Annotated in this window: 25 protein-coding genes; 10 read left to right on the plus strand and 15 right to left on the minus strand. The window is 64.3% G+C overall.

Annotated features, from left to right (window positions below; all coding sequences use genetic code 11):
• The 3 genes from CAF78_RS01880 to CAF78_RS01890 all read left to right on the plus strand — a co-directional run bounded on the left by CAF78_RS01880 (position 1) and on the right by CAF78_RS01890 (position 2,990).
• On the plus strand, positions 1-960 hold the full coding sequence (locus tag CAF78_RS01880) for a PDR/VanB family oxidoreductase (RefSeq protein ID WP_085675757.1): 960 nt from the start codon (positions 1-3) through the stop codon (positions 958-960).
• Between the two features lie 247 nt (positions 961-1,207).
• Complete coding sequence (locus CAF78_RS01885) at positions 1,208-2,437, plus strand: hypothetical protein (RefSeq protein ID WP_085675756.1); 1,230 nt, start codon at positions 1,208-1,210, stop codon at positions 2,435-2,437.
• Positions 2,438-2,531: 94 nt separating this feature from the next.
• A complete protein-coding gene (locus tag CAF78_RS01890) occupies positions 2,532-2,990 on the plus strand; it encodes a DUF4265 domain-containing protein (protein WP_085675755.1) in 459 nt (152 codons plus the stop codon).
• A 3-nt stretch (positions 2,991-2,993) separates the two neighbouring features.
• Here the strand turns inward: CAF78_RS01890 and CAF78_RS01895 are convergent, their stop codons facing one another.
• The 4 genes from CAF78_RS01895 to cysK form a co-directional block, all read right to left on the minus strand.
• Positions 2,994-3,875 carry a DMT family transporter gene (locus CAF78_RS01895; protein WP_085675754.1) on the minus strand — a complete coding sequence of 294 codons (882 nt, stop codon included), beginning with the start codon at positions 3,873-3,875 and terminating at the stop codon, positions 2,994-2,996.
• 116 nt (positions 3,876-3,991) lie between these two features.
• Entirely contained in the window at positions 3,992-4,156 is a 165-nt protein-coding gene (locus CAF78_RS28520) for a hypothetical protein (protein ID WP_177408485.1), read from the minus strand.
• A gap of 177 nt (positions 4,157-4,333) precedes the next feature.
• Positions 4,334-5,269 carry an aspartyl/asparaginyl beta-hydroxylase domain-containing protein gene (locus tag CAF78_RS01900; RefSeq protein ID WP_085675753.1) on the minus strand — a complete coding sequence of 312 codons (936 nt, stop codon included), beginning with the start codon at positions 5,267-5,269 and terminating at the stop codon, positions 4,334-4,336.
• A 172-nt stretch (positions 5,270-5,441) separates the two neighbouring features.
• Positions 5,442-6,416 (minus strand): cysteine synthase A, encoded by a 975-nt coding sequence (gene cysK / locus CAF78_RS01905; RefSeq protein ID WP_085675752.1) that lies wholly within the window; start codon positions 6,414-6,416, stop codon positions 5,442-5,444.
• Between the two features lie 135 nt (positions 6,417-6,551).
• Here cysK and CAF78_RS01910 point away from each other — a divergent pair, with 135 nt between their 5' ends.
• The 3 genes from CAF78_RS01910 to CAF78_RS01920 all read left to right on the plus strand — a co-directional run bounded on the left by CAF78_RS01910 (position 6,552) and on the right by CAF78_RS01920 (position 9,879).
• Positions 6,552-7,625 carry a DUF748 domain-containing protein gene (locus tag CAF78_RS01910; RefSeq protein WP_085675751.1) on the plus strand — a complete coding sequence of 358 codons (1,074 nt, stop codon included), beginning with the start codon at positions 6,552-6,554 and terminating at the stop codon, positions 7,623-7,625.
• A gap of 216 nt (positions 7,626-7,841) precedes the next feature.
• Positions 7,842-8,687, plus strand: coding sequence for a MoxR family ATPase (locus CAF78_RS01915; RefSeq protein ID WP_085675750.1), 846 nt, complete (start codon positions 7,842-7,844; stop codon positions 8,685-8,687).
• Positions 8,688-8,700: 13 nt separating this feature from the next.
• The gene (locus CAF78_RS01920) at positions 8,701-9,879 is read left to right on the plus strand and encodes a VWA domain-containing protein (protein WP_085675749.1); all 1,179 of its coding nucleotides are present in this window, start codon (positions 8,701-8,703) and stop codon (positions 9,877-9,879) included.
• A gap of 114 nt (positions 9,880-9,993) precedes the next feature.
• On the opposite strand, the gene CAF78_RS01925 is transcribed toward CAF78_RS01920, so the two are convergent.
• From CAF78_RS01925 to CAF78_RS01940, 4 genes are read right to left on the minus strand one after another with little or no spacing between them, the layout of a single operon-like run.
• A complete protein-coding gene (locus CAF78_RS01925) occupies positions 9,994-10,911 on the minus strand; it encodes a biotin-dependent carboxyltransferase family protein (RefSeq protein ID WP_085675748.1) in 918 nt (305 codons plus the stop codon).
• Positions 10,908-11,594, minus strand: a complete 687-nt coding sequence (pxpB, locus tag CAF78_RS01930; RefSeq protein WP_085675747.1) for a 5-oxoprolinase subunit PxpB — start codon at positions 11,592-11,594, stop codon at positions 10,908-10,910. Before pxpB ends, CAF78_RS01925 begins: the two co-directional genes overlap by 4 nt.
• Entirely contained in the window at positions 11,591-12,370 is a 780-nt protein-coding gene (locus tag CAF78_RS01935) for a 5-oxoprolinase subunit PxpA (RefSeq protein WP_085675746.1), read from the minus strand. Before CAF78_RS01935 ends, pxpB begins: the two co-directional genes overlap by 4 nt.
• A gap of 9 nt (positions 12,371-12,379) precedes the next feature.
• Entirely contained in the window at positions 12,380-13,666 is a 1,287-nt protein-coding gene (locus CAF78_RS01940; RefSeq protein WP_085675745.1) for an MFS transporter, read from the minus strand.
• A gap of 129 nt (positions 13,667-13,795) precedes the next feature.
• Between CAF78_RS01940 and CAF78_RS01945 the strand changes: the two genes are divergently transcribed.
• A complete protein-coding gene (locus CAF78_RS01945) occupies positions 13,796-14,707 on the plus strand; it encodes a LysR family transcriptional regulator (protein ID WP_085675744.1) in 912 nt (303 codons plus the stop codon).
• Positions 14,708-14,843: 136 nt separating this feature from the next.
• On the opposite strand, the gene CAF78_RS01950 is transcribed toward CAF78_RS01945, so the two are convergent.
• Genes CAF78_RS01950 through CAF78_RS01960 form a run of 3 tightly spaced genes read right to left on the minus strand, consistent with a single transcriptional unit; the run spans position 14,844 to position 16,666 of the window.
• Complete coding sequence (locus CAF78_RS01950; RefSeq protein WP_085675743.1) at positions 14,844-15,368, minus strand: DUF2937 family protein; 525 nt, start codon at positions 15,366-15,368, stop codon at positions 14,844-14,846.
• A gap of 9 nt (positions 15,369-15,377) precedes the next feature.
• The gene (locus tag CAF78_RS01955) at positions 15,378-16,151 is read right to left on the minus strand and encodes a class II glutamine amidotransferase (protein ID WP_085675742.1); all 774 of its coding nucleotides are present in this window, start codon (positions 16,149-16,151) and stop codon (positions 15,378-15,380) included.
• A 14-nt stretch (positions 16,152-16,165) separates the two neighbouring features.
• Complete coding sequence (locus CAF78_RS01960) at positions 16,166-16,666, minus strand: MFS transporter (RefSeq protein WP_085675741.1); 501 nt, start codon at positions 16,664-16,666, stop codon at positions 16,166-16,168.
• A gap of 91 nt (positions 16,667-16,757) precedes the next feature.
• Here CAF78_RS01960 and CAF78_RS01965 point away from each other — a divergent pair, with 91 nt between their 5' ends.
• Positions 16,758-18,800 carry a S9 family peptidase gene (locus tag CAF78_RS01965; protein ID WP_085675740.1) on the plus strand — a complete coding sequence of 681 codons (2,043 nt, stop codon included), beginning with the start codon at positions 16,758-16,760 and terminating at the stop codon, positions 18,798-18,800.
• A 37-nt stretch (positions 18,801-18,837) separates the two neighbouring features.
• Here the strand turns inward: CAF78_RS01965 and CAF78_RS01970 are convergent, their stop codons facing one another.
• Positions 18,838-19,116 carry a hypothetical protein gene (locus CAF78_RS01970; RefSeq protein WP_085675739.1) on the minus strand — a complete coding sequence of 93 codons (279 nt, stop codon included), beginning with the start codon at positions 19,114-19,116 and terminating at the stop codon, positions 18,838-18,840.
• A gap of 132 nt (positions 19,117-19,248) precedes the next feature.
• Here CAF78_RS01970 and CAF78_RS01975 point away from each other — a divergent pair, with 132 nt between their 5' ends.
• Positions 19,249-19,620 carry a YajD family HNH nuclease gene (locus CAF78_RS01975; protein ID WP_023381762.1) on the plus strand — a complete coding sequence of 124 codons (372 nt, stop codon included), beginning with the start codon at positions 19,249-19,251 and terminating at the stop codon, positions 19,618-19,620.
• A 73-nt stretch (positions 19,621-19,693) separates the two neighbouring features.
• On the plus strand, positions 19,694-20,164 hold the full coding sequence (locus CAF78_RS01980) for an RNA methyltransferase (RefSeq protein ID WP_085675738.1): 471 nt from the start codon (positions 19,694-19,696) through the stop codon (positions 20,162-20,164).
• 77 nt (positions 20,165-20,241) lie between these two features.
• Here CAF78_RS01980 and CAF78_RS01985 read toward each other — a convergent pair whose 3' ends face one another.
• The 3 genes from CAF78_RS01985 to CAF78_RS01995 form a co-directional block, all read right to left on the minus strand.
• Positions 20,242-21,732 carry an aldehyde dehydrogenase gene (locus tag CAF78_RS01985; protein WP_085675737.1) on the minus strand — a complete coding sequence of 497 codons (1,491 nt, stop codon included), beginning with the start codon at positions 21,730-21,732 and terminating at the stop codon, positions 20,242-20,244.
• A 13-nt stretch (positions 21,733-21,745) separates the two neighbouring features.
• On the minus strand, positions 21,746-22,639 hold the full coding sequence (locus tag CAF78_RS01990) for a dihydrodipicolinate synthase family protein (protein WP_085675736.1): 894 nt from the start codon (positions 22,637-22,639) through the stop codon (positions 21,746-21,748).
• A 75-nt stretch (positions 22,640-22,714) separates the two neighbouring features.
• Positions 22,715-24,043 (minus strand): MFS transporter, encoded by a 1,329-nt coding sequence (locus CAF78_RS01995; RefSeq protein ID WP_085675735.1) that lies wholly within the window; start codon positions 24,041-24,043, stop codon positions 22,715-22,717.
• Positions 24,044-24,101: the final 58 nt, after the last annotated feature.

Consider the following 24,101-nt stretch of genomic DNA (forward strand, 5'->3'; position numbering starts at 1 on the left):
ATGTCCAACGCATCCACAGTCAGCGCGCGGGTGCACACCCTGCGCCATGAAGCCGACGGCATCATCAGTGTCGAGCTTCGCCCCTGGGGCGATACCGTGTTCGCCCCGTTCGAGGCCGGCGCGCACATCGACCTGCACCTGCCCAACGGCCTGGTGCGCAGCTATTCGCTGCTCAATTCACCGAGCGAAATGGGGCGCTACGTGGTCGGCATCCTGCGCGACCGCAGCAGCCGCGGCGGCTCGCGCTATGTGCATGAGCAACTGCGGGTTGGCACGCAACTGACCATTTCGCAGCCGCGCAACAACTTCGCCCTCGATACCCGCGCCAGCCACAGCGCGCTGGTGGCCGGCGGTATCGGCATTACGCCGATCTACTGCATGTTCCGCCAGTTGCTGGCACTGGGGCGCCCGGCCGAGCTGATCTACTGCGCCCGCTCGCGGCGCGAGGCGGCGTTGCTGGAGCCGCTGGCGGAACTGGGGGCGAAGGTGGTGTACCACTTCAACGACGAGAAGGGCTCGCTGCCGGACCTGGCGCATTACCTGGCAGGCCGCAGCAGCGACACGCACTTCTACTGCTGCGGGCCGACACCGATGCTCGAGGCGTTCGAGGCGGTGTGCCAGCAGCTGGGGTACGAGCATGCGCATATCGAGCGTTTTACCGCAGTGGAAGTGGCGGCGGCCGACGATGCCCTGGACAGCTACAGCGTCGAATTGAGCAAGAGCGGCAAGACGCTCACTGTCGAGCCTGGGCTGAACCTGCTGGACGTGCTGCTCGAAGCCGGTTGCGCTATCGATTACAGCTGCCGCGAGGGCGTGTGCGGCTCGTGCGAGACACGGGTGCTGGAAGGCGATATCGACCACCGCGACGGCGTGCTGACCAAGGCCGAGCGGGCGGCCAATGGTTCGATGATGGTGTGTGTTTCGGGCTGCAAGAGCCGACGCCTGGTGCTCGACCTCTGATCTGCCTGTAAGGGCCCTTTCGCGGGTGAACCCGCTCCCACAGGTACTGCGCAGTACTCAGAATCTGTGATGCTCCTGTGGGAGCGGGTTTACCCGCGAATAGGCCGGCACAGACACAGCAAAAACCAGAAGAATAAAACCACCCTCAGTTTTCGCGTTTAGCCAGCTACCCCTCGGAGAACACCCCATCAAGGCGGTGAGGGCCCGCTGCTGCCTGCGAAAACTGCCCAACCTTGCAGGGCACAGCATGAACAGATACCTGATCACACTCGGTCTGCTCGTCACCACTGGCTCCACCTTCGCCTCAGAACCCGGCCCGGCGGCCCCCGACCAGCCACCCAGCACACCCAAGCCCGTCCCGCACATCGCCTGGCGCAGCGATGACGGCCAGAGCAGCCTGGACATCGGCGGCGCCCTGCGGGTCAATTACCGCGACGAGCACTGGGACACCACCGAAAACAACGGCCGCTTGCTCTTCGACACCTTCCGCCTCGACGTCCAGGCCCGCCACCGCCAACTGTTCGCCGACGCAGGCTACTGGTTCCAGGACGACGGCAAGCGCGCCATCGACCGCGGTTTCGTCGGCTACCGCATCGATGCGCAGTCCAACCTGCAATTGGGGGCCCCGCTCAAGCCGTTCGGCCTGGAGCCCTACCCGCAATTCGGCTGGAGCTACCACATCCCGTTCTTCATGGGTTATGGCGTCAGCGCCGGCACGGGCCTCAAGTACAGCTACAAGGACCGCGACTGGGACCTGCAGCTGGGCTACTTCCCGCGCATGCTGCCCACGGGCATCCGCTATTCGCCGGAAGTCGGCCGCTTCAGCGACCTGGACGACAACGCCGTGGCCGTCACCCAGTCGCGCCAGGACAACGAAAAACGCAACCAGGTCAACGCCCGGGTCGCCCGCACCTTCACCGGCGAAGGCTGGAAGACCGAACTCGGTGCCTCCCTGGCCGGCGCCGAGCTGTACAACGCCACCACCCACGACAACGGCGACTACTGGGCGGCGGGTGTGCATGCCTTGGTCAACCGGGGCAACTGGACCATCACCGGCCAGGCCATCCGCTATGAATACGACCCACGCAACCCGGCCGGCGTCAGCAACGACACCGTGTTGATGGGCGGCAACGGCCTGACCCCGGCCTACCTGATCGCCTCCAGGGCGACCATCGCCGCGCTCAACGTCGGTTATGACATTTACACACCGGGTCTGGGGCAGCTGAAAAAGGTCAAGCTGTATACCGACTACAGCCGGATGATGAAGGACAAGCGCGACTGGGACGACTCGCAGATGTTCACGGTGGGCATGCAGTTCCTGGCGATGCCGATCATGGCCTGGGTCGACCTGAGCTGGGCGCGCAACGCCAACCCGTTCGGTGGGGCGGAGAATGGCACCGGGTGGACCAGCACCAGCTCGGTGGGCAGCAATGACTGGTATTACCGGACCAACATCAACATCGGCTACTACTTCTGAGGTGGGTGTTGGCTGTACCGGCGGGAAGGCCGGTACAGACAAACCGGCACGAAGGGCATTACCATGGCCGGCCTTTCGCAGCTGAACCCCGAACATGCCCTCCGACTACAAGATCGTGCTCTGGCGCCTGGAGCAGGACGCCAACGGCTACCCGCCAGCCTCGGTCGAAGGCCTCTGGGCGAAGCGCACCGCCAGCGGCTACCAGGTCGACAGCACGCCTTTCTATGCCTACGGCATCGCCCCCGGTGACCTCATCAGCACCACCCAGGACGGCGAGCAGGTCTGGTTCCAGGGCTTGCAACAGAGCGGCGGCGCCTCGGTGTTGCGTATTCGGGTAAAGCACGCCACCGAGGTCGAACCCGTGCGTGCCGCGCTCGAGGATTTCGGCTGCCCATGCCACGCCGAGCCAGCCGTACGGTTGCTGGCCGTCGAAGTCCCGCCATCACGGCCCCTCGACACCCTGCTCTACTACCTGCTGACCCAACGCGAAGCCGGCATCCTGGACTTCGAGGAAGGCGTGTTGCGCCACGCCATCCCCGAAGAGTTCCGCTAGGCCTTACGCCTCGGCCAGCCGTGCGGCCGGCTTGCGGAACACGAACAGCAGGCCGACCACGATCAGCCCCATGCCCAGCAGGCTCAACGGCGCCAGGCGGTTGCCGAAGATCAGCAAGTCCATCACCGCGGTCACTGCCGGCACCAGGTAGAACAGGCTGGTAACGTTGACCAGGTTGCCCTTGGCGATCAGCCGGTACAGCAGCAACGTGGCCAGCAACGACACCACCAATCCCATCCACAGCAGCGCGCCGACAAAGCCGCCCGTCCATTCCACCTGCAACGGTTGCAGCGGCGCGAACACCGCGCACATGGCGAAGCCGGCGATGTACTGCAACGGCAGCGTGCCCATGGGGTTGTCAGTGATGCGCTTCTGCAGGATCGAACCGAAGGTCATGCTGGCCAGCGCCAGCAGGGCGAACAGCATGCCGAGCAACGATACCCCGCCGAGGTTGATGCCCTGGTAAACCACCATCACCAACCCAGCAAGCCCCAGGCCCAGGCCGAACAAGCGGCTCCAGGAGCGCTGGCGCTCCATCAGCACCACGGTGAGGATCGGTTGCACGCCCATGACCGTGGCCATCACGCCGGGGGTGACATGGGTGTTGAGCGCCATCAGGTAGAAGATCTGGTAGGCGCCGAGCAGTACACAGCCGGTGCCCAGGGCGCGCAGGGTCGCCCCCCTGCTGCGCGGCCAGCGCAGGCCGAGCAACGGCCCGATCAGCAGCAGGCCGCTCAGGGCCAGCGCCGAACGCAGCAGCAGGAAGGCGAAGGGGCTGGCATGGGCCAGGCCGAGTTTGGAAACAATGGCGCCGCTGCTCCAGAGCAGGACGAACAGGCTGGTGGTGGCCGCCGAGGCCACGGATGCTTTGTTGAAGACAGACATGTATTGCCACCTGATATGAGGCGAATAAGCCAGACGGCGGGCGTGAACTTCAGCGAGGGAAGGTGCCGGCCGTGTTCAGTAGGTTGCGGGTGCGAAGGGATGCGGCCAGAAGCCGATCAGCCCAGCACGACCACGCAAGGAGGCGGAGCTACGCCGCCTACGACGCCACTGACAGGTGGTGGTGGGTAGTGACTGATCATGGCCGGCTGCTGGCTGCCACGCACGACCATGCCCGCGACTGGCGCGATGGCAAAGCTTGTGGTGGAGGGGATGGCTGGCATGATCGGGGTCTTCAGGGAAGAGAAGTGTTCTGGAATATAGCGGTGAATTCAGGCTTGGGCAATAGCCTGGTCCGGCCTCTTCGCGGGTAAACCCGCTCCCACAGGAATCGCGCAGTACTTGAAGCCTGTGCACTACCTGTGGGAGCGGGTTTACCCGCGAAGAGGCCGGAACAGCAATCAGAACAACCAGCGGTACAGCACGTAAGCCACCACCACCGCCAGCACCGGTCGCAGGATGCGGTAGGCCTTGGGGTTGGCACGCTTGAACTGCTTCACGCGGGTGCTGATCTTGTTGCTGAAACGCTTGCTCCAGGCATAGGCCTGGTTGATCCCGCCCACACGCTCGTCATCGGTGTTCTGCGGCGCGGTGGCGCGGCCGAGGAACGCACTGACCTTGCGGTTGATGCGGGTCATCAGCGGGCTGCTCAGCGGGCGCTCGATGTCACAGAACAGGATCACCCGGGTCACGTCGGTTTCGTTCTTCACCCAGTGCACGTAAGTCTCGTCGAACATCACGTCCTCGCCATCGCGCCAGGCGTATTCCTCACCATCGACGTAGATGCGGCAGGCGTCGGAGTTTGGGGTCGACAGGCCCAGGTGGTAGCGCAGCGAGCCGGCAAACGGGTCGCGGTGCGGGTTCAGGTGGCTGCCACCGGGCAGCAGGGCGAACATCGCACCCTTGACGTTGGGAATGCTGCTGACCAGCTCGACGGTTTTCGGGCACAGGGCTTCGGCAGACGGCAGCGGTTTGTCGTACCACTTCAGGTAAAAGCGCTTCCAGCCTTTCTTGAAGAACGAGCCGAAGCCGGCGTCGTTGTCCTTTTCGGCGGCACGGATGTACCCCTCGTCGAACAGGCGCATGGCCTCCTCGCGGATCACCTGCCAGTTGTCCTTGAGCACGTCCAGCTCGGGGAAGCGCTGGCGGTCCAGGTAAGGCCTGGACGGCACGCCGGAGAACAGGTACATCAGGCTGTTATAAGGGGCAAACAGCGCCGAATGGTTGACGAACTGGCGCAGTACCGGCAGGCGCGCCTTGCCGCGCAGGTGCACGTAGAGCACGCTGCCGAAGAACACCAGCAGCACACCTGCCTTGGCGAGGAAGGAAAAGGTCATGCATCACTCCTTGGATAGGACGCAGGCCAGCGCTGCCTGCTCCCAGAAAAATCATCCGGCCATCATAAACCCATCCCGCCCCGGTAAAAACAACCTGGGCGGGATCTCACTCATGAAGATTTTGCAATAAACCAGGCCGCCGAATGTTGCGCCGGATCAGCGGCAAGGCTGATTACTGCTGGTTTTCCTGCTCGCTGAACAGGTCACTGAACAGCATGCTGGACAGGTAACGCTCGCCCGAGTCGGGCAGGATTACGACGATGGTCTTACCTTGCATTTCCGGCTTCTCGGCCAGGCGCACCGCGGCGGCCATGGCCGCGCCACAGGAAATGCCGCAGAGGATGCCTTCTTCCTGCATCAGGCGAATGGCCATGGCCTTGGACTCTTCGTCGGTCACGGTCTCGACCTGGTCGACGATCGACAGGTCGAGGTTTTTCGGTACGAAACCGGCGCCAATACCCTGGATCTTGTGCGGGCTGGGCTTGAGTTCTTCGCCGGCCAGGGTCTGGCTGATCAGCGGCGAAGCCACCGGCTCGACCGCCACCGACAGGATCGACTTGCCCTGGGTGTGCTTGATGTAGCGCGACACGCCGGTAATGGTGCCGCCGGTGCCAACGCCGGCAACCAGCACGTCGACCGCGCCGTCGGTGTCGTTCCAGATCTCCGGCCCGGTGGTCTTTTCGTGGATCGCCGGGTTGGCCGGGTTCTCGAACTGCCCCGGCAGGAAGTACTGGGCAGGGTCGGAGGCGACGATTTCGTTGGCTTTCTCGATGGCGCCCTTCATGCCCTTGGCCGGCTCAGTCAGCACTAGTTCTGCCCCCAGCGCCTTGAGCACCTTGCGTCGCTCGAGGCTCATCGACGCCGGCATGGTCAGGATCAGCTTGTAGCCACGGCCGGCGGCGACGAACGCCAGGCCGATACCGGTGTTGCCCGACGTCGGCTCGACGATGGTCATGCCCGGCTTGAGCTTGCCGTTGCTCTCGGCGTCCCAGACCATGTTCGCGCCGATCCGGCACTTGACCGAGTAGCCCGGGTTGCGCCCTTCGATCTTGGCCAGGATGGTCACCCCACGCGGGGCAATGCGGTTGATCTGCACCAGCGGCGTGTTGCCGATGGAGTGGGCGTTGTCTGCAAAGATACGGCTCATGGCAGGGTCCTTGAACATGAGAAGAAGCAGGGAAAGACTTAAAGGGTAAGCCTGCCCCGGTGGCCAGTAAAGCCTGTTCGAACTCCCAGGCTTTGCCTGCGGTCAACCGTGCAACCCGCCGCGGAGAGCCCCGTAATGAAAGCTCGCTATCGCTGGCCGCTGATTGGCCTGGCCAGCCTGATCGTGCTGCTGGTGGCCTTGCAGCTGGCCCTGCCCTACCTGGTACGCGATTACCTGAACGACAAGCTTGCCCACATGGGCGAGTACCGCGGCCAAGTGGCCGACGTCGATTTGGCCTGGTGGCGCGGCGCCTACCAGATCAATGGCCTGAAGATCGTCAAGACCACCGGCAAGTTGCCGGTGCCGCTGCTGGACGCGCCGTTGATCGACCTGTCGGTGAGCTGGCATGCACTGATCTACGACAAGGCCGTGGTGGCCAAGGTGACCTTCAGGCGCCCCGAGCTCAACTTCGTCGACGGTGGCAGCAAGCAGGCCTCGCAGACCGGTCGGGGCACCGACTGGCGGCAGCAGCTGGAGAAACTGCTGCCGATCACCCTCAACGAAGTGCAGATCGAAAATGGCACGCTGACCTTTCGCAACTTCACCTCCAAGCCACCGGTCGACCTCAAGGCCACGCAACTCGAAGCCAACATCCGCAACCTGACCAACGTGCGCGACGAAAAGGGCCGGCGCGATGCCAGCTTCGACGCCAGCGCCCTGCTGCTGGGCGATGCCAAGGTCGAGAGCCGCGCCACCTTCGACCCGTTCAGTGATTTCGACGATTTCGAGTTCCGCCTGCGCGCCACCGGCATCGAACTGCGCAAGCTCAACGATTTTTCCAGCGCCTACGGCAAGTTCGACTTCAATGCCGGGCACGGCGACCTGGTCATCGAGGCCCAGGCCGAAGACGGCCGGCTGCATGGCTACATCAAGCCGTTACTGCGCGATGTCGACGTGTTCGACTGGCAGCAGGACGTGGAGAACAAGAACAAGAACCTCTTCCGCTCGATCTGGGAAGCACTGGTGGGGGCCAGCGAGACAGTGCTGAAGAACCAGCCGAAAAACCAGTTCGCCACCCGCGTGGAGCTCAGCGGTAGCGTGCATCAACAGAACATCAGCGCCTTCGAAGCGTTTCTGCAGATTCTGCGCAACGGCTTCATCCAGGCATTCAATGCACGCTACGAGCAGCCACCACCCAAGTCCGACTGAGCAGGCGTGACGAGCCATTCAGGGACTGAATACCCGGTCTGCGTTTCCAGCTGCTGAGGCCCGCGTTATAGTCGGTGGCAAATCACAAACATGTGTTGTCTGTACTGGCCTCTTCGCGGGCAAGCCCGCTCCCACAGCATCACCACAGGCTTGAATTCTGTGGAGCGGGCTTGCCCGCGAAGAGGCCGGCACCGGCACCCCGCAGAGGAATAAACCATGAAGTTCGAAGGCACCCGCGACTACGTCGCCACAGACGACCTGAAACTGGCGGTCAACGCGGCCATCACCCTCGAACGCCCCCTGTTGGTCAAGGGCGAGCCCGGCACCGGCAAGACCATGCTCGCCGAGCAGCTCGCCGCCTCGTTCGGCGCACGCCTGATCACCTGGCACATCAAGTCCACCACCAAGGCCCACCAGGGCCTGTACGAGTACGACGCGGTCAGCCGCCTGCGCGACTCGCAGCTGGGTGTGGACAAGGTCCACGACGTGCGCAACTACCTGAAGAAAGGCAAGCTGTGGGAGGCCTTCGAGGCCGACGAGCGGGTGATCCTGCTGATCGACGAGATCGACAAGGCCGACATCGAGTTCCCCAACGACCTGCTGCAGGAACTCGACAAGATGGAGTTCTACGTCTACGAAATCGACGAGACCATCAAGGCCAGGCAGCGCCCGATCATCATCATTACCTCCAACAACGAAAAAGAGCTGCCCGACGCCTTCCTGCGCCGCTGCTTCTTCCACTACATCGCCTTCCCCGACCGCGCCACCCTGCAGCAGATCGTCGACGTGCACTACCCGAACATCAGCCAGTCGCTGGTCAGCGAGGCACTGGATGTGTTCTTCGACGTGCGCAAGGTGCCGGGCCTGAAGAAAAAGCCCTCCACTTCCGAACTGGTCGACTGGCTCAAGCTGCTGATGGCCGACAACATCGGCGAAGCCGTGCTGCGCGAACGCGACCCGACCAAGGCCATCCCGCCGCTGGCAGGTGCCCTGGTGAAGAACGAGCAGGACGTGACGCTGCTCGAGCGCCTGGCTTTCATGAGCCGGCGCGGCAACCGCTGACAGGAGCCGGGCCATGCTGCTCAACCTGTTCAATGAAATGCGCGCGGCCAAGGTGCCGGTATCGGTGCGCGAATTGCTCGACCTGCACCACGCCTTGCAGAAAGGCGTGGTGTTCGCCGACATGGACGCGTTCTACTACCTGGCCCGCGCCATCCTGGTGAAGGACGAGCGCCACTTCGACAAGTTCGACCGCGCCTTCGCCGCCTACTTCAAGGGCCTGGAAAACCTCGACCAGCACATCGAGGCGCTGATCCCCGATGAATGGCTGCGCAAGGAGTTCGAGCGCTCGCTCACCGACGAGGAACGCGCACAGATCCAGTCGCTGGGCGGCCTGGACAAGCTCATCGAGGAATTCAAGAAGCGCCTCGAAGAACAGAAGGAGCGCCACGCCGGCGGCAACAAGTGGATCGGCACCGGCGGCACCAGCCCGTTCGGCTCGGGCGGTTTCAACCCCGAAGGCATCCGCGTCGGCGAGGCCGGCAAGCGCCAGGGCAAGGCGGTCAAGGTCTGGGACCAGCGCGAGTACAAAAACCTCGACGACCAGGTCGAACTGGGCACGCGCAACATCAAACTGGCCCTGCGCCGCCTGCGCAAGTTCGCCCGCGAAGGCGCCGCTGAAGAGCTGGACATCGACGGTACCATCGACCACACCGCACGTGACGCCGGGCTGCTGAACATCCAGATGCGCCCGGAGCGGCGCAACACGGTGAAACTGCTGTTGCTGTTCGACATCGGCGGCTCGATGGACGCCCACGTCAAAGTCTGCGAAGAGCTGTTCTCGGCCTGCAAGACCGAGTTCAAGCACCTGGAGTACTACTACTTCCACAACTGCGTTTATGAGTCGGTGTGGAAGAACAACCTGCGCCGTACGTCAGAACGCTTCTCCACCTTCGACCTGCTGCACAAGTACGGCGATGATTACAAGGTGGTGTTTGTCGGCGATGCGGCCATGGCGCCCTACGAGATCACCCAACCGGGTGGCAGCGTGGAGCACTGGAACGAAGAAGCCGGGTATGTGTGGATTCAGCGCTTCATGGAGAAATTCAAGAAAGTCATCTGGATCAACCCTTATCCGAAGCAGGCCTGGGATTACACGGCATCGACGCATCTGGTGCGGGATCTGATCGAGGACAAGATGTATCCGCTGACCTTGCAGGGGTTGGAGGAAGGCATGCGTTACCTGTCCAAGTGATTTTGCCGGTACCGGCCTCTTCGCGGGCTCGCCCGCTCCCACAGGTCCCCCGCAGGCCCAAAGGTTTGCGCGATACCTGTGGGAGCGGGCGAGCCCGCGAAAGAGCCAGCGGCCTTACAACCAACGGTCCAGGTAACGCTGCTGCTCCCGCCAGGCCTCGTCCTGCACCACCGCCCGGAACCGCACCACCGCCCCTGGCATGCACTGCGACAGCTGCGCCAACGCCAACGGCGTCAACGCCCCCAAGCGTGGATAACCGCCGATGGTCTGCCGATCGTTGAGCAGCACGATCGGCTGCCCGTCAGGTGGCACCTGAACCGCCCCCAGCGGAATCCCTTCGGAAATCATTGGTGTCCCCTGGTAGACCAACTCAGGCCCCAACAGGCGGATACCCATTCGGTCAGCGCGGCTGTCCAGCGTCCAGTCACGGTTGAACGCCTCGAACAGGCTGGTCCCGCTGAAGTCACCGATCTGCGCGCCCATCACCAGGTCGAGCACAGGTTTTTGAGCATAGCCCGGACGCAAGGTCGCTGGCACCTCGCGCAGGGCCGGTGAATCGCCAACAAACGTCAGGCTCTGGCCTTTCTCAAGTGCCTTGCCTCGCCCATCGATACCACCCAACTCCTCACGCACGACCGTGGCGCAGCTGCCCAGCACACCCTCACCGAGAAACCCGCCCGGCGCTGCCAGATACGCCCGCACCCCTTGCTTTGGCTGCTTCAGGGTCAAACGCTGCCCTTTGACCAGCTTGAAGCTGCGCCATGGCAGCAGTGGCAGATCATCCACCCGCGCCTCCAGGTCTGCCCCGGCCAGCGCCAGCACGCAATCCTGCTCCGCCACCAGGGTAAAACCACCCAGCGCCACCTCGACCACGGGCGCTCCCAGCGGGTTACCCAACAGCCAGTTGGCCCAATGCATCGCCACCCAATCCAGCGCGCCACCCTGGGTCACACCCAGGTGGCGCACGCCAAAACGCCCGGCGTCCTGCAACTGGCACAAGGCGGTGCTGGCCTCGATCTTCAACTGCTTCATGCCTGCACCTCCACATCACCGCCCAAGGCCACGAATTCGGCCCGCGACACCGCCACGAAGCGCACCCGGTCGCCCGGCTGCAGCAGGCTGTAGCCCTCACGTTCGCGGTCGAACAGGCGCACCGGCGTGCGCCCGATCAGGTTCCAGCCACCTGGCGACACCGCCGGGTAAGCCGCCGTCTGGCGTTCGGCGATGCCGACACTGCCGGCCGCCACGCGCTTGCGCGGGGTGCTCAGGCGCGGGCTGGCCAGGCGCTCGTCGACCAGCCCCATGAAGCCGAAGCCAGGGGCGAAGCCAAGCGCGAACACCGGGTAGTCGCGTTCGCTGTGCAGGCGGATCACCTCGGCTTCGCTGAGCCCGCTGCGTGCCGCCAGCACGGGCAGTTCCGGGCCGACGCTGGCGTCGTACCACACCGGGATTTCATGGCGCCGCCCAGCGCTGCCGATATCTGGCTGCAAGCCGTCCAGCGCCTGGCCGACAAGCGCCCTCGCCTCGCCTGGCGGCAGGTCAGATTGCAGCATCAACGTGGTGTAGGACGGCACCAGATCCACCAGGTGCACGCCGAACGCCGCGCTCAGGCGTTGGCTGGCGGCCAGTATCCACGGCATGTTGGCCTCGTCGATACGGTCGAACAGGCGCACCATCAGGCTGTCGATGGCCACGGCTTCGATACGCAGCTTCATCGCGCCTCCAGCGCATCAAGGGCCTGGCGGATCTGCCGCACGGCCGCCACCGAACTGTCGTTGTCGCCATGCACGCAGACAGTGCTGGCTGCCAGCTTCAGCGCGCTGCCATCATCCGCCACCAGTGTTTCGCCACGGGCCAGGCGCAGGGCCTGCTCGACCACCCGCGCCGGGTCATGGTGCACCGCGCCCGGCAGGCGCCGCGAGACCAGGTGGCCGCTGGCGGTGTAGGCGCGGTCGGCGAAGGCTTCGAACCACAGCGGCACGCCGATTTCATCGCCCAGGGCCTGGGCCGCACTATTGTCGGCAGTGGCCATGAGCATCAGCGGCAGGCCGCTACCATAGGCCGCCACGGCTTCCAGCACGGTGCGCAGCTTGAGCGGGTCGGCCATCATGTCGTTGTACAACGCGCCGTGTGGCTTCACATAGGCCACGCGGCCGCCGAGCACCTTGCAGATGCCGTCCAGGGCGCCGATCTGGTAATGCAGCAGGTCGCGGATTTCTTCAGGGCTGCAGGCCATGGAGCGGCGGCCGAAGCCAACCAGGTCCGGATAGGCCGGATGGGCGCCGATGGTCACGCCGTGTTCCAGCGCCATGGCCACGGTGCGGCGCATGATGCTCGGGTCACCGGCGTGGTAGCCGCAGGCGATGTTGGCGCAGTCGATATAGGGCATCACCTCGGCATCCAGGCCCATGCGCCAGCTGCCGTAACTCTCGCCCATGTCGCAATTGAGTAGCAGGGGTTTCACCTGACGTGCTCCCGTGTCGATGTTCATAGGCCTACCTTAGCGCGCCTGAAGTTGTTTGCCGCGTGTTTCCGGCAGGCTCAGCGCCGCCACGATCACCACGCCATACGACACCGCCGAGAACACGCCGATGCCCAGGCCCAGGGGAATCTTCTCGCCGAGCAGGCCGATCAGCAGCGGGAACAGGGCGGCGATGACCTTGCCGATGTTGTAGCAGAAGCCCTGCCCCGAGCCACGTACCCGGGTCGGGAACAGTTCGGTGAGGAACGCGCCCATGCCGCTGAAGATGCCCGAGGCGAAGAAGCCCAGCGGGAATCCGAGCCACAACATCACGCCATCGCTGACCGGCATCTGCGTGTACAACAGCACGATGATGAACGAGCCCACAGCGAACAGGATGAAGTTCTTCTTGCGCCCCAGCAGGTCGGACAGGTACGCGCTGACCACATACCCGATGTACGAACCGACGATCACCATCGCCAGGTAGCCGCCGGTACCGAGCACGCTCAGGCCGCGCTCGTTCTTGAGGAACGTCGGCAGCCACGAAGTGATGGCGTAGTAGCCACCCAACGCACCGGTGGTCAGCAACGAGGCGCGCACGGTGGTCCAGAGCATGCCGGGGGCGAAAATCTCGTAGAAATGCGACGGCGCTTCGGCGCTTTCCCCGGCTTTGGCCTGGCGATACACCTCCGGGTCCTTGACCAGCCGGCGGACGAAGATCACGAAGATCGCCGGCACCAGGCCCAGCAGGAACAGCGCGCGCCAAGCTTGCTCCGGCGGCAACCAGGAGAACAGCAGCGCATACAGGATCGCCGTCAGGCCCCAACCAATGGCCCAGCCCGACTGCACCATGCCCACGGCCTTGCCGCGGTCCTGGGCACGGATGACCTCACCGATCAGCACCGCGCCGGCGGTCCATTCACCGCCGAAACCGAAGCCCATGAGGGTGCGGGCGATCAGCAGTTGTTCATAGTTCTGGGCAAAGCCGCAGAGGAAGGTGAAGAAGGCGAACCACAGTACCGTCAGCTGCAGGGTGCGCACGCGGCCAATGCGGTCGGAGAGGATGCCGGCGACCCAGCCACCGACGGCCGAGGCGATCAGCGTGCTGGTGTGGATCAGCCCGGCTTCGGCGGTGCTGATGCCCCACAGCATGATCAGTGTCGGGATGACGAAGCTGAGCATCTGCGTGTCCATGCCGTCCAGGCCATAGCCGATCTTGCAGCTCCAGAACGTGCGGCGTTGCTGTTGGTCGATGTCGCGGTACCAGGCGAACGGCCCGGTCGAAGGAGGGGATTGCACCTGCTGCTGCACGCCGCTTGGGTTCATGCTTGCCTCGGCTTGTTGGTATTGTTTTATGGGCGACGTCGGGCGTCGCGGCCTGAGTGCCATGTTCAGAGCCCGTGCCGCCTGAGTCCAACGAGAAAAACCGCCGGTCTGGAACAAGAAAAACTGATCATGAACCTTCGCTTCCTCGAAACCTTCGTCTGGGTCGCCCGGCTCAAGAGCTTCCGCCTTACTGCCGAGAAGCTGTTCACCACCCAGGCCTCGGTGTCCAGCCGCATCGCCGCGCTGGAGGCCGACCTCGGGGTGAAGCTGCTGCTGCGCGACTCCCGCGGTGTCAGCCTGACGCCGGAGGGCGGCAAAGTGCTGGAGTACGCCGAACGCATGCTCGAAACGGCCAAGGCTATGAAGCAGTCGCTGGACAGCGACCGGGCCAAGGTCGGGCGTATTCGCGTCGGGGTGATGGATACGGTGATCCACACCTGGATGAGCGCGCTGGTGGCAGAGTTGACCGAGCGCTACCCGCAGGTGGAGATCGAACTGGTCGCCGACACCGCGCTGAACCTGCGCGAGCAGCTGCAGAAGGGCTTTCTGGACGTGATCCTGCAGACCGACCTGCTGCGTGAGCAATCGATCCGCAGCCAGGACCTGGCGCGCTACCCGATGGGTTGGGTGGTGGCGGCCGGTTCCGTGTACCACCGCGACTTCGCTTCGTTGGCCGAGCTGGGCCGCGAGCGGATTGTCACCTTCTCGAAGAACTCGCGGCCGCACCAGGAGGTACTCAGCCTGTTGCAGGGTGCCGGGGCCGAGGCGCCGCGGTTGAACTGCGTGAACTCGGTGGCGGCGATTACCCGGTTGCTGCGTGATGGTTTCGGGATTGGCGCCTTGCCACCGGCATTGGTGGAGACGGAGTTGAGCCGCGGGGAGCTGGTGTTGCTGAAAGGTTTGCAGCCGCCTCCAAGCCTGGAGCTGGTGGTGGCCTGGCAGACCGGGGTGGCGTTGGTGGACGAGGTGGTCGGCGTGTGCCGGCAAGTGCTGGAGCGGTATGCACGGGATGTGGGTGGCCAACGGATAGTGCTGGTCTGACAGTTCTGCTCTGCCTGTACCGGCCTCTTCGCGGGCAAGCCCGCTCCCACAGGATACTGCACACGCCCTCAAAGGCAGTGATATCCCTGTGGCAGCGGGCTTGCCCGCGAAAGGGCCGGCACAGACACCAGAGAAATCAGCGCCAGCTTTCTTTCACCGCCCCACGCCGCCGCCCGCCAAGGATCACCCAGCCGATCCCCAGCAACAGGCTCTCGACCACGAACGCCAGCACGAACCCGGCCCCGACGCCCCAGCCGATCGCCTCAGGCACCAGCAGGATCTGGTAGCTGTAGCCCTTGAGCGTCTCTTCGCGCAGCTGCGGGTCCGGCTGCACCAGCACATGCCAGGTGCGGCTCACCCACGACCCTTGCAGCGCCTGCCATTCGTCTTCCAGCAGCTGATTGCGAATCAGCAGGCTCTCGATGCTGTTGGCATCGCTGAGGAATACCGGGTCGTCACTGGTCCGGTAATGCCGCACCAGGGCTTGCAGATCGCCGTTGAAAAAGCGCTCGGCGGTCTGTTTGAAGCCATCCAGCGCCTGGCGCGATTCGAACAGGTGCGCCTCGGCCCGCTGGCTGTAGTCCTTGACCAGCCCGGGCACCTGGATACCGGCCAACAGGCCGAAGGTGAACAGCAGCAACCGCAGGTAACTTCTGAACATGCAGCGTCCTTAGCTCTGGCCTTGCGAAACGCACTCGCCGTGCCGCCACAGGCCCCATTGGCCGGGCTCGTAGCGCCGCCAGGTCTCGTTCTCGGTCAGGGCCTCGGTGGCGATGACCGTGACCACGTCATTGGGTGTGGTTTCGGTATGAAAATCGACGATCAGGTCGACATCCTTCAAGCGGGCAGCACCAAACGGCGCTCGCCGGGTAATGTGTACCAGCTTGGTGGAGCAGAAGCAGAACAGCCAGTCGCCGTCGCTGAGCAGGCAGTTGAACACGCCCTTGCCGCGATACCCGGCACAGGCTTCGACCAGCACCGGCAGCAGCTGTTCCACCTCGACCGGCTCGGGGAATGCCGCGCGGATACGGTTGAGCAAGTCGCAGAAGGCGGCCTCGCTGTCGGTATCGCCCACCGGGCGATAGAAGGTCGCTTCGCCCTTGAACTCGCCAAGCTGGCCGTTGTGCGCAAAGCACCAGTTGCGCCCCCACATTTCGCGGACGAACGGGTGCGTATTGGACAGGCACACGCGGCCGACGTTGGCCTGGCGGATATGGCCGATCACCACTTCGCTCTTGATCGGGTAGCGCTGTACCAGGTTGGCGACCTCCGACTCACTGCTCGCGGCCGGGTCCTGGAACAGGCGCAGGCCGCGCCCTTCGTAGAAACCGATGCCCCAGCCGTCGCGGTGCGGGCCGGTACGCCCGCCACGCTGCATCAGGCCGGTAAAGCTGAAGACGATGTCGGTGGGGACGTTGGCACTCATGCCCAGCAGTTCGCACATGGTGATGCCTCCGCTTACAGCCGTGGCTCGACCCGGCCACGGCCGCCGCCCGGTGCGGCAGGTGGCGGGTCGTTGCGGTAACGGTCATGGCGCTCGGCAGCCATGGGCGCACCCGCCGTGACGGCATTGTCCTCGACGGCACGGCGCTCGGCGGCGGCTTCAGCCTGCGCCCGGCGCTCGCGGGCGCGCTTTTCCAGCGGCCAGCGGATCAGCACGAAGACGATGTACACGCCGAAGGCGATCATGCCGTACATGGCGAAATCGGATATCGCCCGCCAGGCGTTGTTGCCGACCTTGAAGGCCAGGTCCAGGGCGGTGATGGCGATCGCCGGGGCGAAGCTGTCCTTGACCGGGTCGACGATGGTCGGCGTCAGCAGCAGCACCGCCAGGATCACCCGCAGGGGTTCACGCAGCCAGCGCCACATCCAGCCGGTGAGTTTGAAGCCCACCAGCAGGCAGCCCAGCGCGGCGACAGCGTAGAGGCCCCAGGCGAAGGTGTAGTCGTTCTCGATCATGGTGTTCGTGCAAGCCAGGCAAAGAGATGCCTATGATAAACACTTTTCAGGGCGCAGACAGCGTCTCCCTGTCCCGGTCAAGAGATCCCCGATGCCAACCAAGCCCCAGCCCCCCATTGCCCGCCAGGACCAGGCCGCCGATCCCTATGCCTGGCTGCAACAGCGCGATACCCAGGAAGTGCTCGATTACCTGCAGGCGGAAAACGCCTATCAGGAGGCCTGCCTGGCCGACCAGGCGCCGCTGCGCGAGCAGTTGTTCGAAGAGATCAAGGGCCGCATCCTCGAAACCGACCTGTCGCTGCCCTCTCCCTGGGGTCCATACCTCTATTACACCCGCACCACCGCAGGCGACGAGTACCCGCGCCACTACCGCTGCCCACGCCCGGCGGACGACTCCAACACGGTGGATGAAAGCCAGGAGCAACTGCTGCTCGACCCCAACGCCCTGGCCAACGGCGGCTTCCTGTCGCTGGGCGCGTTCAGTGTCAGCCCTGACCACCGCCTGCTGGCCTACAGCCTCGACACCAGCGGCGACGAAATCTACACCCTGTATGTCAAGGACCTGACCAGCGGCAACCTGACCGCCCTGCCCTTCGACGATTGCGACGGCAGCATGACCTGGGCCAACGACAGCCAGACGCTGTTCTTCGCCGAGCTGGACGACACCCATCGCCCCTGGCGCCTGCGCCGTCACACCCTGGGCGAGGCGGACGCGAGCACGGTGTTCGAAGAGGCTGACGGCCGTTTCTTCCTGCACTGCTACCGCACCAGCTCCGAGCGCCAGCTGGTGCTGCTGCTCAACAGCAAGACCACCAGCGAGGCCTGGGTGCTCGACGCCGAAACGCCCCAGGCGGCGTTCAGCTGCCTGGCGCCACGGGTCGAAGGCCATGAGTACTTCCCCGATCATGGCCAGCTCGACGGCCAGTGGCGCTGGTTCATCCGCACTAACCAGGACGGCATCAACTTCGCCCTCTGCCACGCCCCGGCCACCCCGGTCCCCAGCCGCGACCAGTGGCAGGTGCTGGTGGCGCACCGCGACGACATCATGCTCGAAGGCCTGAGCCTGAATGCCGATGCGCTGACCCTGAGCCTGCGTGAAGGCGGCCTGCCGATCATCGAAGTGCGCCCGCAGGGGCTGGCCCCCTACCGGGTCGAATTGCCCGACGCAGCCTACAGCCTGTATGTGCAGGACAGCCTGGAGTTCGCCAGCCGCCGCGTGCGCCTGCGCTATGAAGCGCTCAACCGCCCGGCCCAGGTGCGCCAGCTGGAACTGGCCACAGGTGCTCAGGAAGTCCTCAAGCAGACCCCGGTGCTCGGCCAGTTCGACGCCGACGACTACGTCAGCCAGCGCCTGTGGGCCACTGCGCCGGATGGCACCCAGGTACCGATCAGCCTGGTGCGCCGCCGCGAAGACCTGGACAAGACCGTGCCGCTCTATCTGTATGGCTACGGTGCCTACGGCGAAAGCCTCGACCCATGGTTTTCTCACGCCCGCCTGAGCCTGCTGCAACGCGGCGTGGCCTTCGCCATCGCCCACGTGCGCGGTGGCGGCGAACTGGGTGAAGCCTGGTACCGCGCCGGCAAGCAGGAACACAAGCACAACACCTTCAGCGACTTCATCGCCTGTGCCGAACACCTGATCGCCGAGGGCGTGACCGCGCCAGAGCGCCTGGCCATCAGCGGCGGCAGCGCCGGTGGCCTGCTGATGGGCGCGGTGCTCAACCTGCGCCCTGAGCTGTTCCGCTGCGCCATTGCCGAGGTACCGTTCGTCGACGTGCTCAATACCATGCTCGACCCCGAGCTGCCGTTGACCGTCACCGAGTACGACGAATGGGGCAACCCCGAAGAGCCCGAGGTGTATGAGCGCATCAAGGCCTATGCGCCTTACGAGAACGTCAGCGCCCAGGCTTACCCGGCCATGCTGGTGGTGGCCGGCTACAACGACAGCCGCGTGCAGTACTGGGAGGCGGCCAAATGGGTGGCGCGCCTGCGCACGCGCAAGACCGACGACAACCTGCTACTGCTCAAGACCGAGATGGGGGCCGGGCATGGCGGGATGAGCGGGCGATACCAAGGGCTGCGCGATGTGGCGCTGGAATATGCGTTCGTGTTTGGCGAGTTGGGTATCGCTTGAGAATGCCGGGGGCGCATAGCGCCCCAAAATTCCACAGTCAATCATCCTGCACAGGCGTTTTAGGAGGCTCCTGGCGCAAACCAGGCAACTCCTGGTCCTTGGGCGGCCCTGGCACCGGCATCGGTGGCAGCAGCGGCGCACCCGGCGTGCTGTCGTAGGCCTTGGGCGGCGCGCTCGGGGTAATCTGCGGGTAAGGCGTGGGCGTCGGCGTGCCGGGTGCACCGGGTACCGGGGTGTTCAGCCGGGGTGGCGTGCCCGCCGCTTCGGCCAGGGGCATGGCGGCGACAAGCAGCGCGGCGAGGATCGCGTGGTACATCAGCAACCTCCTGTCGGGAACCTTTCTACAGGCTACGCCGATATTCGAGTTTTCGCCTGTCCGCCTGCCCCGCAAGCGCGCTAGACTCAATGGCATAACCGTCATCTGCCTGATCAGAACAAAGGAAACACCATGAGTTCGGCTTCCACCTCCGCCGCCACCGCCCGCCTCGATCGCATCCTCGCCGACGCCAAGCGCGACAAGGAGATGGGCTACCGCGACAAGGCCCTGAAAATGTACCCGCACGTGTGCGGCCGCTGCGCCCGCGAGTTCTCCGGCAAGCGCCTGAGCGAGCTGACCGTGCACCACCGTGACCACAACCACGACAACAACCCGCAGGACGGCTCCAACTGGGAGCTGCTGTGCCTGTACTGCCACGACAACGAACACTCGCGCTACACCGACCAGCAGTACTTCAGCGAAGGCTCGACCAGCACTCCGAGCATCGCCAAGGCCACCCACAACCCGTTCGCCGGGCTGGCGGGCATGCTGAAAAAGGACTGACCGTCAGCACAATCCCCCTCGTCGCCGGCAAGCCCGTATAATCGCGCTCTTTTTTCGCGAAGGGCCCCGGCACGTGGCAAACAAACGGTACAGCTGCATCGGCCTGTTCAACCCCAAGTCTGCGGAGAACGTAGGTTCAGTGATGCGCGCAGCGGGTTGCTACGGCGTCAACTCGGTGTTCTACACCGGCAAGCGTTATGAACGCGCACGTGACTTCGTCACCGATACCAAGCGGGTGCACTACGACATCCCGCTGATCGGCATCGACGACCTGCAACGCATCATTCCCCTGGGTTGCACGCCAGTGGCGGTAGAGCTGGTCGACGGTGCGCGGCCGCTGCCTGAATACACCCACCCGGACCGGGCGATCTATATCTTCGGGCCTGAAGATGGCTCGTTGAGCGAGGACGTGCGTGGCTGGTGCGAGGAGACCATCTACATCCCCACCGAGGGCTGCATGAACCTGGCGGCGACGGTCAATGTGGTGCTGTACGACCGCATGGCCAAAGGGCTGAATACCCGTTCGGGGCCCAAATTCAAATAAAAAAACCGCCCTTGCAGCAAAACTGCAAGGGCGGCCAGGTGCTGAGCTCCGTCAGAACAGCACCGGTCTTGCTCTGATCACGAAGCGTTGATCCAGATGGTCTTCAGCTCCGTGTACTGGTCATGGGCCCAGATGGACTTGTCGCGCCCACCAAAACCAGACTCCTTGTAGCCACCGAACGGCGTGGTCACATCGCCCTCGCCGAAGCAGTTGACCGTTACCACGCCCGCGCGGATTTCACGCGACAGGCGCAGCGCATTGCGCAGGCTGCCGGTGTAGGCCGATGCGGCCAGGCCGTAAACGGTGTCGTTGGCCAGCTCGATCGCCTCGTCGATGGTCTCGAAGCTGGTCACGCTCAGCACCGGGCCAAAGATTTCCTCGACGAACAGCTTGTTGTCGCGCCCAACGTTATCGACGATGGTCGGCTGCACGAACACACCTTCCTCGGTCTCGCCCCCTTGAACGATGCTGAGTTTTTGCTCGGCAGCGTATTCCAGGTACGACTTGACCTTCTCGAAATGCGACTTGCTGACCATGGCGCCCAGGCGGTTGTCCGGGTCGAGCGGATCGCCCAGCTTCCAGTCCTTCAGGTGCTTGGCGATCAGGCCTAGCAGTTCGTCCTTCACGTCCTTGTGAACGATCAGGCGCGAGGACGCCGAGCAGTTCTCACCCATGTTCCAGAACGCGCCGGCGGTGACGAACTGGGCCACTTCGTCCAGGTCTTCGCAGTCGTTCATGACCACGGCCGGGTTCTTGCCCCCCAGTTCCAGGACGATGCGCTTGAGGTTGGACTCGGCAGCGTATTTCAGGAACAGGCGGCCGGTGTCGGTGGAACCGGTGAAGCTGACCATCGGGATGTCCATGTGGCGGCCGATGGCCTCGCCCACTTCACGGCCACCGCCAGGCACCAGGTTGAACACGCCTGCAGGAATGCCCGCCTCGTGGGCCAGTTCGGCCACGCGCAGGGCGCTGAGGGTGGTTTCCTTGGCCGGCTTGACCACGATCGAGCAACCGGCGGCCAGCGACGGGGCGATCTTCCAGGCCAGCATCAGCAACGGGAAGTTCCACGGCAGCACCAGGCCGACCACGCCGATGGCTTCGCGCACCACCATGGTCACGGCAGCATTGCCGGTCGGGGCGGTGGCGTCGTAGATCTTGTCGATCAGCTCGGCATGCCAGCGGATGGTGTGGATGGTCTCCGGCACGTCGACGGTCTGGCACTCGCTGACCGGCTTGCCGCTGTCCAGCGCTTCCAGCACCGCCAGCTCATGGGCGTTGTCTTCCAGCAGCTGGGCGAACTTCTGCAGCACGTGCTTGCGGTCGTTCGGCTGCATCTTCGACCAGGTGCCTTCCTCGAACACGCGCTTGGCAGCGGCCACGGCGACGTTGACGTCGTTGACGTCGCAGGCGGCGACCTCGGCCAGCTGCTTGCCGGTGGCCGGGTTGGTGGTGACGAAGGTGCGGCCCGAGATGGCATCGCGGAATTCGCCGTCGATGAACGCCTGGGTGCGCAATTGCAGGTCGGCGGCGATGGCCGCGTATTGTGCCTTGCTCAGCAATTCAGCCATTTTTCCAGCCTCCTTATTTGATCTGGGCGATGGTGGCCTTCAGTTCAGTGACCACGCGCTGCAGTTCCTGCTTCTCGGCGGCGTCGAGGTCGTACAGCGGCTTGCGCACGCCACCGGTGCTCAGACCGTTGAGGGCACAGCCGTACTTGATCGACTGGACGAACTTGCCACCTTCGAGGAAGTCCATCAGCGGCATCATGGCGGCCATGATCTTGCGGCCCTTGTCGAAGTTCTTCTCGATCACGCAGGCTTCGTACAGGGCCACGTGCTCACGCGGGATGAAGTTGGAGCCGGCGCAGACCCAGCTCTTGGCGCCCCAGGCGAAGAATTCCAGGGCCTGGTCGTCCCAGCCGCACGACAGCTGGATGTTCGGGCGCTGGATGGTCAGGCGGTGCAGCTGAGCCATGTCACCGGAGCTTTCCTTGATGGCGACGATGTTCTTCACATCGGCAACCGCATCGAAGAATTCTTCACCCATGCTCACACTCATGCGGCCTGGATAGTTGTAGAGCATGATCGGCAGGCCGGCGGCAGCGTCCACCGCTTTGACGTGCAGGGCGATTTCCTGCTGGGTTGGCAGCGCGTACGGCGGGGTGCCGACCAGCAGCGCGTCGGCCTTGATTTCCTTGGCGTGCTGGGCGAAGGCCACGGCGTCTTCGGTGCGGATGCCGCCGGTACCGACGATCAGTGGCAGGCGGCCGTTGAGCACGTCCTTGGCCTGGGCGGCCAGTTCGATGCGCTCCTGGGTGGTGTGGGCGTAGTACTCGCCGGTGGAGCCGCCGATGATGACGCCGTGGATCTTCGACTCGACCAGGTATTCGAGCACTTCGGCGAACGCCGCCTTGTCGATCGAGCCGTCCGCAGCCAGCGGAGTGATTGCCGGGGTGTAGATGCCTTCGAATTTCACGGTAGGTTCTCCAGTGCGTTGATCAGTGTTGTAAAGGCCACGGTGGATCGACGCCGTGGCAGGTTGTCAGTCGAATCAGCCCAGCGAAGCGGCCTGTTGCAGGTTCAGCGAGCGGGTTTCCGGGGCCAGGGCAACCGAGAAGGCCAGGCCGACGAATGTCACGGCGGCAGCGGCGTACATGGTCGGGCCAATGCCATAGTTATCCAGGGCGACAGGCACCAGCCAGGTACCGACGGCGGCGCCGATCCGCGACATCGAGGTGCCTACGCCCACGGCGCCAGCGCGGATTTCGGTGGGGAACAGTTCGTTCGGGTAGACCAGCTGCAGCACCTGGGCACCGCCAATGAACAAGGCATAGGCACCGAACAGGACGAGGATGAGCATCTCGTTGCCATGGCTGAAGGCGCCCAGGCCGAGCAGTGCCAGCCCCGACCAGAAGAAGCTGTGCAGCAGCGTGGTGCGCCGGCCGAGGGTGTTCAGCAGGCGGGTACCGATGATGCAACCGACCACGAACAGGGAGGTGATGGCCACCGAGCCGATCGCCGCCCAGTCCCCTTTCAGGTTCAGCGCACCCAACACCTTCGGCGCGAAAGCGTAGACGGCGAACACCGGGATCACCGAGCAGGTCCAGAACATGGTGACGAACAACATGCGTTTGCCGTAGCCGGAATGCAGCAGGCTGAGGAACGACAACTGGCGAGTCTTGGGTTCCTCGGGCAGGTTCTTCAGGCTGAAGCCGTTGCCGTAGACGTGCTGGATCACTTGTTCGGCCTCGGCCGAACGCCCCTTGCTGATCAGCCAGCGCGGCGATTCCGGGGTGCCCAGGCGGATGGCGAACAGCAGCGCGCCAATCACGGCGGCACTGGCCAGCACCAGGCGCCAGGCATCGTCGCCGCCGTGACGCAGGATCGCTTCACCGACCATGTAGGCCGTGGCGGCACCGGCGAACCACAACACGGTCAGGGTGGCCAGGCGTGGGCCGCGGTTCTTCTTGGGCAGGAACTCGACCAGCAGCGAAGTCGCCACCGGATACTCGATACCCACTGCGATGCCGATGACGAAGCGCAACAGGAACAGGGCCAGCGCCGACTCCACCCAGAACTGCGCGAGCGAAGCCAGCATGAACAGGGTCGGGCCGACGAAGAACACCCGTTTGCGGCCCAGGCGGTCAGTCAGCCAGCCGCCGAAGAAACCACCGAAGAAGATGCCGATCAGCGCCGAGGCGGCGATCATGCCCTGCCAGAAGCTGGTGAGGCTGAGCCCGGCAGACATCTGCACCATGGCCACACCGATGATGCTCAGCACATAGCCATCGACGAACGAACCGCCACCGGAACGCAAGGTCAGCAACTGGTGAAACTTGTTGATCGGTACATCTTCAATCGAAATATTCGGACTTGTCATTATTGTTCCTACCACTTCATCTGCATGCACATATTCAAGGCGAGCGCGCCCGCGACAC

The organism is Pseudomonas sp. R28(2017) (assembly GCF_002112505.1).
GTDB lineage: Bacteria > Pseudomonadota > Gammaproteobacteria > Pseudomonadales > Pseudomonadaceae > Aquipseudomonas.